The sequence below is a fragment of the Pseudoxanthomonas suwonensis J47 genome (assembly GCF_000513955.1).
Taxonomy (GTDB): domain Bacteria; phylum Pseudomonadota; class Gammaproteobacteria; order Xanthomonadales; family Xanthomonadaceae; genus Pseudoxanthomonas; species Pseudoxanthomonas suwonensis_C.
In genome coordinates, this window is the sequence record NZ_AZUZ01000030.1 from 41020 (window position 1) to 54119 (window position 13100).

The 13100-nt window shown below is 70.6% G+C and carries 12 protein-coding genes and 2 pseudogenes; 2 read left to right on the plus strand and 12 right to left on the minus strand.

Annotation, left to right across the window (positions count from 1 at the left end):
• Window positions 1-325: 325 nt before the first annotated feature.
• Window positions 326-886 (minus strand): oligoribonuclease, encoded by a 561-nt coding sequence (orn, locus tag M503_RS0109565; protein ID WP_037061027.1) that lies wholly within the window; start codon window positions 884-886, stop codon window positions 326-328.
• Between the two features lie 124 nt (window positions 887-1010).
• On the opposite strand from orn, the gene M503_RS0109570 reads away from it, so the two are divergent.
• Window positions 1011-1475, plus strand: coding sequence for a DUF2721 domain-containing protein (locus M503_RS0109570; RefSeq protein WP_028920387.1), 465 nt, complete (start codon window positions 1011-1013; stop codon window positions 1473-1475).
• Between the two features lie 93 nt (window positions 1476-1568).
• Here M503_RS0109570 and tadA read toward each other — a convergent pair whose 3' ends face one another.
• The 9 genes and pseudogenes from tadA to folD all read right to left on the minus strand — a co-directional run bounded on the left by tadA (window position 1569) and on the right by folD (window position 9242).
• Window positions 1569-2078, minus strand: coding sequence for a tRNA adenosine(34) deaminase TadA (tadA, locus tag M503_RS17755; protein ID WP_269319400.1), 510 nt, complete (start codon window positions 2076-2078; stop codon window positions 1569-1571).
• A gap of 78 nt (window positions 2079-2156) precedes the next feature.
• Window positions 2157-2594 (minus strand): annotated as a pseudogene (locus M503_RS17760) (N-acetyltransferase family protein); the annotation flags it as partial.
• Window positions 2594-3721 carry an aldo/keto reductase gene (locus M503_RS0109580; protein WP_430536858.1) on the minus strand — a complete coding sequence of 376 codons (1128 nt, stop codon included), beginning with the start codon at window positions 3719-3721 and terminating at the stop codon, window positions 2594-2596. The gene M503_RS0109580 and the pseudogene M503_RS17760, both read right to left, overlap by 1 nt.
• 11 nt (window positions 3722-3732) lie before the next feature.
• Complete coding sequence (locus M503_RS17765; protein WP_028920384.1) at window positions 3733-3993, minus strand: hypothetical protein; 261 nt, start codon at window positions 3991-3993, stop codon at window positions 3733-3735.
• A gap of 119 nt (window positions 3994-4112) precedes the next feature.
• Window positions 4113-4534, minus strand: a pseudogene (locus M503_RS17775) (SDR family NAD(P)-dependent oxidoreductase); the annotation flags it as partial.
• A 209-nt stretch (window positions 4535-4743) separates the two neighbouring features.
• A complete protein-coding gene (locus M503_RS17615; RefSeq protein WP_197017209.1) occupies window positions 4744-4908 on the minus strand; it encodes a hypothetical protein in 165 nt (54 codons plus the stop codon).
• Between the two features lie 5 nt (window positions 4909-4913).
• Window positions 4914-6482, minus strand: a complete 1569-nt coding sequence (gene guaA, locus M503_RS0109600) for a glutamine-hydrolyzing GMP synthase (protein WP_024867944.1) — start codon at window positions 6480-6482, stop codon at window positions 4914-4916.
• A 146-nt stretch (window positions 6483-6628) separates the two neighbouring features.
• Window positions 6629-8089, minus strand: a complete 1461-nt coding sequence (guaB, locus tag M503_RS0109605) for an IMP dehydrogenase (RefSeq protein WP_028920383.1) — start codon at window positions 8087-8089, stop codon at window positions 6629-6631.
• 289 nt (window positions 8090-8378) lie between these two features.
• Complete coding sequence (gene folD / locus M503_RS0109610; protein ID WP_051414484.1) at window positions 8379-9242, minus strand: bifunctional methylenetetrahydrofolate dehydrogenase/methenyltetrahydrofolate cyclohydrolase FolD; 864 nt, start codon at window positions 9240-9242, stop codon at window positions 8379-8381.
• 71 nt (window positions 9243-9313) lie between these two features.
• Here folD and M503_RS0109615 point away from each other — a divergent pair, with 71 nt between their 5' ends.
• On the plus strand, window positions 9314-9610 hold the full coding sequence (locus tag M503_RS0109615; RefSeq protein ID WP_028920381.1) for a DUF1244 domain-containing protein: 297 nt from the start codon (window positions 9314-9316) through the stop codon (window positions 9608-9610).
• 125 nt (window positions 9611-9735) lie between these two features.
• Here the strand turns inward: M503_RS0109615 and M503_RS0109620 are convergent, their stop codons facing one another.
• Both M503_RS0109620 and moeB read right to left on the minus strand, forming a co-directional pair.
• Window positions 9736-11583: a monovalent cation:proton antiporter-2 (CPA2) family protein gene (locus M503_RS0109620; protein ID WP_028920380.1), complete on the minus strand. Its 1848-nt coding sequence runs from the start codon at window positions 11581-11583 to the stop codon at window positions 9736-9738.
• Window positions 11584-11656: 73 nt separating this feature from the next.
• Window positions 11657-12796: a molybdopterin-synthase adenylyltransferase MoeB gene (gene moeB, locus M503_RS0109625; RefSeq protein ID WP_028920379.1), complete on the minus strand. Its 1140-nt coding sequence runs from the start codon at window positions 12794-12796 to the stop codon at window positions 11657-11659.
• Window positions 12797-13100: the final 304 nt, after the last annotated feature.

Below are 13100 nucleotides of genomic sequence, written 5' to 3' on the forward strand. Positions count from 1 at the left end.
CCAGGTCGACGCCGGACCCACGAAGGCCCGCCGCAAGGCGGGCCTTTCGTTTGGTTGGGTGGCGCGGCGATGCCGGCAGAGGCTCCCGGCTTCGGACGGAGCCGCGGCAGCGCGGGGGTATGGCCCTTTCAGGGCGTAGCTTCGCTCCTCCTCCCCCCTCCCTCCGGGAGAGGGGCTGGGGGTGAGGGTCGGGTGGCCTGCGGCGTCGGAATACCTACCCTATCCCCGCGCCCCAGCCCGCGTCCGCGGGGCGCAGGCGTTCGACGGCACCCGCGCCAGTGGCGCGCGAACTGCCGTCTCACCCCGGCGGGAAGAGGCCGTCAGGTCAGTCCAGCGCCAGCCGTGCCATGTGGCGGCGGTAGTGGCGCAGTTCCTCGATCGAGTCGTGCACGTCGCTCAGGGCGGTATGCGAGGCCTGCTTGCTGACGCCGGCCAGGACGTCCGGCGCCCAGCGCCGGGCCAGTTCCTTGAGGGTGCTGACGTCGAGGTTGCGGTAGTGGAAGTACTGCTCCAGGCGCGGCATCAGGCGATGCAGGAAGCGGCGGTCCTGGCAGATGGAGTTGCCGCACATCGGCGAGGCCTTGGCCGGCACCCACTGGTTGAGGAAGGCGACGGTGCGCGCCTCGGCCTGGGCGATGGTCACGTCGCTGTCGAGTACGCGCTGCCACAGGCCGGACTTGCGGTGCTGGTTGCGGTTCCACTCGTCCATCGCTTCCAGGGTGGCCAGCGGGTGGCCGATGGCCAGCTCGGGGCCTTCGGCCAGGACCTGCAGCTGCGAGTCGGTGACCACGGTGGCGATCTCCAGGATGGAGTCGTTGTCCGTATCCAGCCCGGTCATCTCCAGGTCGATCCAGATCAGGCGGTCCTGCCCTTGGGCGATGGCCATGCGCGTTCCCTTTGTGGCGCCCCGCGCGGGGTGCGGTTTCCAGTGCAAGCGTGTCCCTGCGCCGGCGCTTCGCGGGCCCTGCGCGGGCTGGCATGATAGCGCAGTCATCCGCACGCGCCGCCCGATGGAAACCTCCGCCGACATCCATGCCGTGCTCGCCGCGATGCTGGCGCCGGCGTTCTTCCTCACCGCCACCGCCTCGCTGCTGCTGTCGGCCAACAACCGGCTGGCGCGGATCATCGACCGGACGCGCACGCTGCTGCGCGAGCTCACCGCGATCGAGGACCCGAAGGAGCGCGAGCTCTACGAGAAGCGCATCGCCCTGCAGCGGCGGCGCAGCCTGACCATCCTGCGCGCGGGCCAGCTGCTGTACGGGGCGATCAGTTGCTTCGTCGGTACCAGCCTGGCGGTCTCGATCGACACGTTCACCGGCCACCAGCTGGCCACGGCGCCGATCTGGCTGGCCTCGATCGGGGTGCTGTCGATGTTCGCCGCCAGCCTGCTGCTGGCCCGCGAGTCGACCCTCGCGGTCACCGCGATCAACGAGGAAATGGACCACCGTCCGTCGCGCCCGACATCGGCGGCGTAGCCGGGCCACGCCCCCTTCGGAAGAGCACCTCCGGCTTCATGGAGGGCGGCGAAACCGCATGCTCCCCGGATACGGCCTTCGGCCCTGTCCGGGCTACAGCGGCGGCTTGCCGCGCTTGGCGCGGAAGTAGTTGGTCAACCTGAGCCCGGCCTCCTCGCCCAGTACCCCGCCCTGCACCGCCACGCGATGGTTGTGGCGGGGATCGGCTGGCAGGTCGAAGACGCTGCCGCAGGCGCCGGTCTTGGGGTCGCCCGCCCCGAAGACCACGCGTGCGACGCGGGCATGGATCATGGCCATGGCGCACATCGCGCACGGCTCGAGGGTGACGTACAGGGTGCAGCCCACCAGGCGGTGGTTGCCCAGGCGGGCGCCGGCCTGGCGCATGGCCATGATCTCGGCATGCGCACTGGGATCATGGTCGCTGATGTTGCGGTTCCAGCCTTCGCCGATGACCTCGCCTTCGGGCGAGACCAGCACCGCACCCACCGGGATCTCGTCGTCTTCCTTCTCGGCGCGCTCGGCCAGGTCCAGGGCGTGGCGCATGAAGCGCTCGTCCGCGGCCGGATCGGCGACCACCGGGTTCGACGGTTCGCGCGCGTCCAGCAGCTTCCAGAACACGCGGGTGGCGCCGAGGCCGCCGAGCGGCTTGTAGGCGTATTCCGGGATGTCGCCGGCAACGTGGTAGCCCAGGCGCCGGTAGAACCCGGCGGCACCCTCGACCAGCGAGGCGTCCAGGGTGAGCAGGCGACGGCCATGCTCGCGCGCCAGCCCTTCCAGCGCGGTCACCAGCTGCGCGCCGATGCCCGAGCCGCGCAGCGAACAGGTGGTCATCACCTTGGTCAGTTCGGCGCGGTGCGGCTGGCTGGGTGCGGTGACCAGCGCCAGCGAACCGGTGCCGACCAGCCTGTCGCCCTGCCAGGCGCAGAGGATGAAGCGCTCGCCGTGCGCGGCCGCCTGGAGGCAGTCGTCCCAGAACGCGCGGGCCTCGTCCAGGCCGAGCGGATGCATGAAACCCACCGAGCCGTTGCCGGCCACGGTCTCGACCAACAGGCGGGCCAGCGCGTCGCGGTCGCCCGCTTCGGCCGGGGCGATGCGGAGGGGAGAAACTTCGACGTTCATTACCAGCGCTGGTGGACGTGCGGCCTGATGTCCTGCTCGTAGATCCGCGCCACCGCCTCCATCGTCTCCGCAGGCAGTGCGGGCAGTTCCGCCGCGGCGATGTTGGCCAGGGCCTGCTGCGGGTTGCGCGCGCCGGGGATCACCACCGTCACCGCCTCGTCCATCAGGATCCAGCGCAGCGCGAGCTGGGCCAGCGTCGCGCCTTCGGGCACCAGCGGGCGCAGCTTCTCCACCGCGGCCAGGCCGACCTCGTAGGGCACGCCGGCGAAGGTCTCGCCGACGTCGAAGGCTTCGCCGTGGCGGTTGAACTGGCGGTGGTCGTCGGCCTCGAAGCGGGTATCGGGACGGAACTTGCCGCTGAGAAGCCCGCTGGCCAGCGGCACGCGCACGATCACCGCCACGTCGTGCCTCTGCGCCTCGCGGAAGAACAGCTCCGCCGGGCGGTGCCGGAACATGTTGTAGATGATCTGGACGCTGACGACACCCGGGTATTCGATGGCCTTGAGGCCTTCCTCGACGCGCTCGACGCTGACGCCGTAGTGGGCGATCTTGCCGCGCTCGACCAGCCGCTCCATCCGCTCGAACACTTCCGGGTGGTAGTAGGCGTCGGTGGGCGGGCAGTGCAGCTGGACCAGGTCCAGGCAGTCGACGTCGAGGTTGGCCAGGCTGCGGTCGATCCAGGCCTCCAGGTTTTCCGCGCTGTAGCCTTCCACGGTCTGCCGCGGCNGGCNCCGGCCGGCCTTGGTGGCCACGAACGGACGCGGCCCGCNGCGCTCGCGCAGGACGCGCGCGATCAGACGCTCGGAGTGGCCGTCGCCGTAGACGTCGGCGGTGTCGATGAAGTCCAGGCCGGCGTCGAGCGCCGCATGCAGCGCGGCCACCGATTCGTTGTCGTCGACCTTGCCCCATGCCGCGCCGATGGCCCAGGCGCCAAAGCCGATCTCGCCTGTCTGGCGGCCGGTACGGCCGAACGGTCTTGAACGCACGGGACTGCTCCTGCTGGCTGGAAGGCGTGGCGGCGGCGAGGGCCGCAGGTGCGTAGTATCGCCCAGCCTCCCGGGGGACGCAGCCTTGCCGCGGCCCAGCCTGTGCGGGGTGGCGGACCGGCTGCAGGGGCAAGTCGCCACTGTTCGCAGGATCAGCCGTCGGTGGAGCGCGTCAGCGCCTCCTGTTCCGCCATCCCCGCAGCAAGCCCGGCGAGCCTGGCCCGGACCAGTTCCAGGGCGTCGCTGCCCAGCAGCAGGTGGGTCGGCGGCGAGTCGCTCTCGATCACCTCTAGCATGGCCCAGGCGGCCTTCGCGGGATCGCCGGGCGGCTTGCCGCTTCTCTGCAGGCGCGCCTCGCGGACCGGATTGAACAGCGTGTCGTAGTCCCGGATCGAGCGCGGGGAACGCACCATCGAGCGGCCGGCCCAATCGGTACGGAACGATCCGGGCGCCACGGCGGTGACCGCGATGCCCAGCGAGCCACCTCCTTGGCCAGTGCGTCCGAAATGCCTTCCAAGGCGAACTTGCTGCCGCAGTAGTAGGCAATGCCGGGCATGGTGATGAAGCCGCCCATCGAGGTGATGTTGACGATGTGGCCGCGCCTCCGCCGCCGCATCCCGGCAGCACCGCCTTGATCATCGCCACCGGGCCGAAGACGTTGACCTCGAACTGCCGGCGCATGTCCTCCAGCGGCGATTCCTCCAGCACGCCCTCGTGGCCGTAGCCGGCGTTGTTCACCAGCACGTCGACCGGGCCGACGTTCTCCTCGACTTCGGCCACCAGCCCGTCGATCGCATCGAAGTCGGTCACGTCCAGCAGGCGGCCGTGGGCGAGCACCGGATCGAGCGCCTCGAAAGCCTCGAGGGCGGCGTCACTGCGGACGGTACCGACGACGCGGTGTCCGCGCGCCAGCGCCTCGCGTGCCAGCGCCTGTGCCGCGCAAGCGACTGCCATGCGCGGCCGAGCCCCAATACGCGGCACGCGCGACTGCGCATGCCATGGGGGACGAGTCTATCGGATCGTCGGGTGGTCGGCCGGGACATCCGCCCTTGGGCCGGGCGAGGCGGAACCGGCCGGCGCGATCGCCCGCCGGGGGCGCCACATGGCCCTGCCTGCGCAGCCCCAGGCCAGCCACCACCATCAACCGGCGGTGGCGGTCGCGATCAGCTTCGCGGCTCGGGCGGCTGCCCGTCGCGCGTCGCGCTACGGGCGGCCCTGGCCTGCTTGTCCTTGTCGTGGTGCCACTTGATGGCGAAGAACATGCCCACGCCAAGGACACCGAGCTTGAACACGATGAAGACGATCGGGAACCAGTCGACCGAAGCCATGGCGATCACTCCCACTCGATCGTCGCCGGCGGCTTGCCAGAGATGTCGTAGACCACGCGGGAGACGCCGCGCAGCTCGTTGATGATGCGGTTGGAGACCTTGCCGAGGAAGTCGTACGGCAGGTGCGCCCAGTGCGCGGTCATGAAGTCGATGGTCTCCACCGCGCGCAGGGCGATCACCCATTCGTAGGCGCGCGCGTCGCCGACCACGCCCACCGACTTGACCGGCAGGAACACGGCGAAGGCCTGCGAGGTCTTGTCGTACAGGCCGGCCTTGCGCAGCTCGTCGATGAAGATCGCGTCGGCACGGGCCAGCAGCTCGGCGTACTCGGGCTTGACCTCGCCGAGGATGCGCACGCCCAGGCCCGGCCCCGGGAACGGATGGCGGTAGACCATCTCGCGCGGCAGGCCCAGCTCGACGCCGAGGCGGCGCACTTCGTCCTTGAACAGCTCGCGCAGCGGCTCGACCAGGCCCAGCTTCATGTGCTCGGGCAGGCCGCCGACGTTGTGGTGGCTCTTGATGACGTGGGCCTTGCCGGTCTTGCTGCCGGCCGACTCGATCACGTCCGGATAGATGGTGCCCTGCGCCAGCCACTTCGCGTTCTTCAGCTTGCCGGACTCTTCCTCGAAGATCTCGACGAACAGGTTGCCGATGATCTTGCGCTTGGCCTCCGGGTCGGCCACGCCCTCCAGCGCCTTGAAGTAGCGGTCGGCGGCATCGACACGGATCACCTTGACGCCCAGGTGCTCGGCGAAGGTCGCCATCACCTGGTCACCTTCCTGCCAGCGCAGCAGGCCGGTGTCGACGAACACGCAGGTCAGCTGGTCGCCGATGGCCTTGTGCAGCAGCGCCGCGACCACCGACGAATCCACGCCGCCGGACAGGCCCAGGATCACCTCGTCCGAACCGACCTGCTCGCGCACGCGGCGGATCTGGTCCTCGATGATGTGCTCGGCGGTCCACAGGGTCTGGCAGCCGCAGATATCGACCACGAAGCGGCGCAGCAGCGCCGTACCCTGCTTGGTGTGGGTCACTTCGGGGTGGAACTGCACGCCGTACCAGCGGCGGCGGTCGTCGGCGAAGGCGGCGACCGGGATGCGGTCGGTCTTCGCGGTGATGGTGAAGCCCGGCGGCGCGACCGAGACGTGGTCGCCATGGCTCATCCACACGTCCAGCCGCGGCGGCGAACCCGGATGGTCCTTCAGGCCCTCGAACAGGCGGTCGGCCGCCACCAGCGATACTTCCGCGTGGCCGAACTCGCGCTGGTCGGCCGCCTCGGTGGCGCCGCCCAGCTGCACGGCCATGGTCTGCATGCCGTAGCAGATGCCCAGGATCGGCAGGCCGGAATCGAACACCTGCTGCGGCGCGCGCGGCGAGCCGGCTTCGGTGGTCGACTCCGGGCCACCCGACAGGATGATGCCCTTCGGCGCGAACGCGGCGATCTCGGCCGGGTCGTGGTCCCAGGCCCAGATCTCGCAGTAGACGCCGAGTTCGCGGATGCGGCGGGCGATCAGCTGGGTGTACTGCGCGCCGAAGTCGAGGATGAGGATCTTGTCGCTGTGGATGTCGGTCATCGGCGGCCGGCGCTCGGCGGTCCTGTCTGGTTGCGTGGTGGTGGCCATCCGTGGCGAGGTGGATGCGGGCCCGGAGGGCCCTGCCCGTCCAGTCCCTGGCCGGGCGTTCGCGGACGCGCGAGGCAGTGCCTCGCGAACGCGTCCGCTCACCCCATCCGGTAGTTCGGCGGTTCCTTGGTGATCTGCACGTCGTGGACGTGGCTCTCGCGCTGGCCGGCGCCGGTGATCACCACGAACTTCGGCTTGGTGCGCATCTCCTCGATGGTCGCGCAGCCGACGTAGCCCATGGTGGCGCGCAGGCCGCCGATGAGCTGATGGATCACGCCCGACAGCGGGCCGCGCACCGGGACGCGGCCTTCGATGCCTTCCGGCACCAGCTTGTCGGCGTCGGAAGCGTCCTGGAAATAGCGGTCCTTGGAGCCCTTCTCCATCGCGCCCAGCGAACCCATGCCGCGGTAGCTCTTGTAGCTGCGGCCCTGGAACAGCTCGATCTCGCCCGGGGATTCCTCGGTGCCGGCGAACAGGCCGCCGATCATCACCGTGGAGGCACCGGCGGCGATCGCCTTGCCGATGTCGCCCGAGTAGCGGATGCCGCCATCGGCGATCAGCGGGATGCGGTCCTGCAGCGCCTCGGCGACCATGTCGATCGCGGTGATCTGCGGCACGCCGACGCCGGCGACGACGCGGGTGGTGCAGATCGAACCGGGGCCCACGCCGACCTTCACCGCGTCGGCGCCGGCGTCGTACAGCGCCAGCGCGGCTTCGCCGGTGACGATGTTGCCGCCGATCACCTGCACGTGCGGGAAGTTCTTCTTGACCCAGGCGACGCGGTCGACGACCGCCTGCGAATGGCCGTGCGCGGTGTCGACGACGATCACGTCGACGCCGGCGGCGACCAGGGCCTCGACGCGCTGCTCGGTGTCGCCGGCCACACCGACCGCGGCGCCGACCAGCAGGCGCGCGGAAGAATCCTTCGACGCGTTCGGGTTGTCGGTCTTCTTCTGGATGTCCTTGACCGTGATCATGCCGCGCAGCGCGTAGTCGTCGTTGACGACCAGCACCTTCTCGATGCGGTGCTTGTGCAGCAGCTTGAGGACTTCCTCGTCCTGCGCGCCTTCCTTCACCGTGACCAGCTTGTCCTTCTTGGTCATGATGTGGCGGACCGGATCGTCCAGCTCCGTTTCGAAGCGCATGTCGCGGCGGGTGACGATGCCGGCCAGCTGCCCGGCCTCGTCGACCACCGGCACGCCGGAGATGTTGCGGGCGCGGGTCAGCGCCAGCACTTCGCGGATGGTGGTGTCCGGACGCACGGTGATCGGGTCGCGGATCACGCCCGACTCGAACTTCTTGACCTTGGCCACTTCCGCGGCCTGCTGCTCGACGGTCAGGTTCTTGTGCAGGATGCCGATGCCGCCGAGCTGGGCCATGGCCACGGCCAGGCGGGCTTCGGTGACCGTGTCCATCGCCGCCGAGACGATCGGCAGGTTGATGCGCAGGTCGCGGGTGAGACGCGTGCCGAGATCGACATCCTTCGGCAGCACGGTGGAGTGGGCGGGGACGAGGGAGACGTCGTCGTAGGTCAGCGCTTCGGCCTGGATGCGTAGCATCGGCATACCCGGGTGTGGGGAAGCGCGCCATTATACCCCTGAACGGGATGTCGACGCCTGCCCGGGAATGGAACCTCGCGTTCCGGGCGGCCTGAAGCCCCTCCCCTCCGGGGGAGGGGTTGGGGAGAGGGCCGGTATGCCAGCGTGGTTGGGCACCCTGCCCTCACCCACTGCCCCCGCTCCGCCTCAGGCCCGCGTCCATGGGACGCCGGCGTTCGGCGGCAGGCGCGCCAGTGCCGCGCAAACAAGCCGCGTCACCCCGGCGGAGCGGGGTTCATACGGCAGCGCCTCAGCCCCGCTCCTGGGCCTCGACCGCCTCGAGCGTGTTCTGCATCAGCGTGGCCACGGTCATCGGGCCGACGCCGCCGGGGACCGGGGTGATCCAGCTGGCACGTTCGGCCGCGGCCTCGTAGCCCACGTCTCCGACCAGGCGGCCGTCCTCCAGGCGGTTGATGCCCACGTCGATCACCACCGCGCCGGGCTTGACCCACTCGCCCGGGACGATGCCCGGGCGGCCCACCGCCACCACCAGGATGTCGGCGTTGCGGACCGACTGTTCCAGCACCTCGGCCGGGGTGAACTTGTGGCAGCTGGTCACCGTGCAGCCGGCGATCAGCAGTTCCAGGCCCATCGGCCGGCCGACGTGGTTGCTGACGCCGACCACCGTGGCGTTGCGGCCGCGGACCGGGCGGTCGGTATGGGCCAGCAGGGTCATGATCCCGCGCGGGGTGCACGGGCGCAGGCCGAACTGGCGCAGGGCCAGGTGGCCGACGTTGGACGGGTGGAAGCCGTCCACGTCCTTGCGCGGGTCGATCCGCTCGATCAGGCCGCTGGCGTCGGCGATGCCCGGCAGCGGCAGCTGCACCAGGATGCCGTGGATCTTCGGGTCGGCGTTGAGCTGGTCGATCAGCTCGAGGATCTTCGCCTCGGAGGTGCCGGCCGGCAGGTCGTAGTCGAAGGCCTCGATGCCGACCTTCTCCGCGGCGCGGCGCTTGTTGCGCACGTACACCGCCGAGGCCGGATCGTCGCCCACCAGGACCACGGCCAGCCCCGGACGGGGGCGGCCGGCGGCGATCCGGGCGTCCACCCGCACCTTGAGTTCGTCGAGCAGGGCGTCGGCGACGCGGCGGCCATCGAGGATGCGGGCAGTCATGGGGATGCTTGCGGCTGGTGGGGCGGAATCGGCACATTGTCCCCGATTCGGCAACGGCGAGGTAGGCAGCGATGGTCGATACCGTGCAACTGGAAGCGGCCGCGTTCCGGCGCCTGCTGCGCCATCTCAACCAGGAACGGCCCGACGTGCAGAACATCGACCTGATGATCCTGGCCGGGTTCTGCCGCAACTGCCTGGCCGACTGGTACCGCGAGGCCGCGCTCGAGGCCGGGCTGGAACTGGACAAGGAACAGGCTCGCGAAGCCGTCTACGGCATGCCGTTCGCCGAGTGGAAGGCCCGCCACCAGCGCGAGGCCACGCCGGAGCAGCTGGCCGCGTTCGAGGCCACGCGCCGGCGCCACGACTGAACCCTGCCGGGGGAAATGGGCGCCGCTCGGCGCTCCTGGCCGGGTCAGCCTAGGTCCCCTGGAAACCCCGGAGCACACGCCAGCCATATGCCCTGCCCCGCCCGGCTCGCGGAGCGCTGCGACGCTCAGCCCGCGGCGTCGCCCTCCGCCGGAGGAGAGGCTTCCCCGCCCGTCGTATCCAGCCGCTTCGACGAGCGCCGCGGCGTGGTGAACGGCGTCGGCGTGGCCGGCGGTGTGTTGCCGATGATCAGCGGGCGCCCGGCGCGCACGTCGCCGGCGGCGACCTCCAGGGCGAAGCGCTCGGCATCCAGCCGCCGCACCTCTTCGGTCACCGCCGCCGCTTCGGCTGGCGATACGTCCAGCGCCTCCAGCGCGGCCTGGCCGAAGCGCACGGCCGACTCGAAGGTCTCGCGGATCTGGTAGTCCACGCCCAGCGCCACCAGTTCCAGCGCGTGCTCGCGGTCGAAGGAGCGCACCAGCACCTTGGCCTGCGGGAACAGCCGGCCGCACATCCCGGCGATCTGGGTGGCGGCGGCGCGATCGTCGATGCACACCGCGATCAGCCGCGCATTACCCGCGCCGGAGGCCCGCATCACGTCCGCCCGGCGGCCGTCGCCGTAGTAGACCTTGAAGCCGAACTCGCCGGCCGAGGTGATCATCTCGATGTCGGTGTCGATGATGGTCACGTCCACGTCGCGCGCCAGCAGCGCCTGGCTCATCACCTGGCCGAAGCGGCCGAAGCCGACGATCAGCACGCTGCCGGTCAGGCCCTCGGCCACCTCGACGCCGTCCAGCGACGGCGGCCGGTCGCAATGGGTGGAACGCCGCACCAGCAGCACCACCAGCGGGGTCAGCGCCATGGACAGCACCACGATCGCGGTCAGGTTCGCGTTGGCCGTGCCGCTGATGACGCCGGCCGCCTGGGCCGCCGAGAACAGCACGAAGGCGAACTCGCCGCCCTGCGCCATCAGCACGGCGCGGTCCAGCGCCTCCAGGTGCGGACTGCGGGTGATCCGCGCCACCACGTAGATGCATGCGGCCTTCCCCGCCATCATCGCCAGCACGCCGGACAGGATCAGCGGCCAGTTCGCCGCGACCACGGCCAGGTCCAGGGCCATGCCCACGCCGAGGAAGAACAGGCCCAGCAGCAGCCCGCGGAATGGCTCGATGTCCGCCTCCAGCTGGTGGCGGAAGGTCGAGCCGGACAGCAGCACGCCGGCGAGGAAGGCACCCATCGCCATCGACAGGCCGCCCAGGTCCATCAGCAGCGCCGCGCCGAGCACCACCAGCAGTGCGGCCGCGGTCATCACCTCGCGCGCCTTGGCCGCGGCCAGCAGCCGGAACAGCGGGTTGAGCAGCCACACGCCAGCGACCACCAGCCCCGCCAGCGCCGCGATCGCGGTGAGGATGCCCAGGCCGCGCCCGCCGCCGTCCATCTGCGGCAGCGGCGACATGAACGCCACCAGCGCCAGCAGCGGCACGATCAGCAGGTCCTCGAACAGCAGGATCGAGACGATCTTCTGCCCGCGCGGCAGCGCGATGTCGCCGCGCTCGGAGAGCAGCTGCATCACCACCGCGGTGGAGGTCAGCACGAAACCCGACGCGCCGATGAAGGCACTGCGCGGATCCAGCCCGCCAAGCATCGCCACCCCGGTGAGCACCAGGGTGCACAGCCCGATCTGCAACGTGCCCAGCCCGAAGATCTGCCGGCGCAGGCTCCACAGGTGCTGGGGGCGCATTTCCAGGCCGACCACGAACAGGAACATCACCACGCCCAGTTCGGCGACGTGCAGGATCGCCTGCGGGTCGTTGAACCAGGTGAAGCCGAATGGACCGATCAGCAGGCCCGCGCACAGGTACCCCAGCACCGAACCAAGGCCGAGGCGGCGGAAGATCGGGACCATGACGACCGCCGCGCCCAGCAGGGCGACGACGTGGAGCAGCTCGCTCCCGGTGGGGCCTTCTGCAGCCATGCACTCCTCCTGCATGCCGGCCCGGGGCCGGCGATGTCACTGGGTCACTGGGTGGCGCCGCGCTGGCGGCGCCTCAGATAGCGGTGCCGCAGAACCGAGCGTAGTCGATGTAACCGGGGAATGGCCGGCCGGGCGCGCAGACCGGGCAGTCCGGATCCGGCGCCAGCTTCACCTCGCGGAAGCGCATGGCCAGCGCGTCGAACTGCAGCAGGCGTCCGGCCAACGGCTCGCCCAGCCCCAGCAGCAGCTTGATCGCCTCGGTCGCCTGCAGCAGGCCAACGATGCCGGGCAGCACCCCGAATACCCCCGCCTCGGCGCAGTTCGGCGCGAACTCCGGCGGCGGCGGTTCCGGGAACAGGCAGCGGTAGCACGGGCACTGCCCGCGTGCGCGCCCGGCATCGAACACGCTGGCCTGGCCGACGAAGCGCTGCACCGCCCCGTACACCAGCGGCTTGCCCAGCTTCACGCAGGCGTCGTTGAGCAGGTAGCGCAGCGGGAAGTTGTCGGAGCCGTCGAGGACCACGTCCACGCCCTCGAGCAGCGCCTCGACATTGGCCGAGGACACGCGCTCGCTGACCGCTTCGATCTCCACCCGCGGGTTCAGCGCCGACAGCCGCTGCCGCGCCGACTCGACCTTGCGCACGCCGATGGTGTCTTCGACATGCAGGATCTGCCGCTGCAGGTTGCTGCGGTCGACCACGTCGTCGTCCACCAGGCGCAGATGCCCTACCCCGGCGGCAGCCAGGTAGAACGCCGCCGGCGAACCCAGTCCGCCCGCACCGACCACCAGCACGCGTGAGCCCTCCAGCCGGCGCTGTCCTTCCACGCCCACTTCCGGCAGGCGCAGGTGGCGCGAATAACGCTCGAGGAAATCTGCCTCGTCCGGTTCCAGCTGCGGCCGCACCAGCGGCAGGCCATCGGCGGCCCAGCGCGTGGTACCGCCTTCGACCGAGGCGACGTTGCGGTAGCCGGCCGCGTGCAGCGCCTCGGCAGCCGCCAGCGAACGCTTGCCGGCCTGGCAGATCAGCAGCACCTCCGCATCCGTATCCGGCAGGTGCCGGCCAGGATCGGCCTCCAGCTCGGCACGCGCGATCGCCAGCGCGCCCTCGGCCTGCCCGGAAGCACGCTCGTGCGGCTCGCGGATATCGATCAGCAGCGCACCCTGGCGCTGGCGCTCCCGCGCCTGTTGCGGCGTTGTGAGGGGGATGGACATGGACCGGATTATGGGTGGCGGCTTCCGGCGGGGAAACCCGCCGTCGCGAGTCGCAGTGTTTTGGGTACGGTCCTGCCGCACGTATTCCCCGGATGCGCTTCGCTTATCCGGGCTACGCCATGAGCCCCGCTGCCACCGGACGCCCGCGTTCCATGGGCGCGGAGCGGGGTTGGGCAGAGGTGTTCCGACGCCGCTGGGCGCCCGACCCTCACCCCCTGCCCCTCTCCCGGTGGGAGAGGGGAGAGAACGAAGCCACAACCCCAACGCGCCGAAAGACGCGGTAGCGCGGGGGTATGGCGCAAGC

Excerpts from the sequence above, each read along its gene's own strand:
- orn (WP_037061027.1), bottom strand. The coding sequence starts at position 886 with ATGGCCATCGCCCAAGGGCAGGACCGCCTGATCTGGATCGACCTGGAG.
- M503_RS0109570 (WP_028920387.1), top strand. The coding sequence starts at position 1,011 with ATGGAAACCTCCGCCGACATCCATGCCGTGCTCGCCGCGATGCTGGCG.
- M503_RS17765 (WP_028920384.1), bottom strand. The coding sequence starts at position 3,993 with ATGGTGCGTTCCCCGCGCTCGATCCGGGACTACGACACGCTGTTCAAT.
- M503_RS17615 (WP_197017209.1), bottom strand. The coding sequence starts at position 4,908 with ATGGCTTCGGTCGACTGGTTCCCGATCGTCTTCATCGTGTTCAAGCTC.
- guaA (WP_024867944.1), bottom strand. The coding sequence starts at position 6,482 with ATGACCGACATCCACAGCGACAAGATCCTCATCCTCGACTTCGGCGCG.
- guaB (WP_028920383.1), bottom strand. The coding sequence starts at position 8,089 with ATGCTACGCATCCAGGCCGAAGCGCTGACCTACGACGACGTCTCCCTC.
- folD (WP_051414484.1), bottom strand. The coding sequence starts at position 9,242 with ATGACTGCCCGCATCCTCGATGGCCGCCGCGTCGCCGACGCCCTGCTC.
- M503_RS0109615 (WP_028920381.1), top strand. The coding sequence starts at position 9,314 with ATGGTCGATACCGTGCAACTGGAAGCGGCCGCGTTCCGGCGCCTGCTG.
- M503_RS0109620 (WP_028920380.1), bottom strand. The coding sequence starts at position 11,583 with ATGGCTGCAGAAGGCCCCACCGGGAGCGAGCTGCTCCACGTCGTCGCC.
- moeB (WP_028920379.1), bottom strand. The coding sequence starts at position 12,796 with ATGTCCATCCCCCTCACAACGCCGCAACAGGCGCGGGAGCGCCAGCGC.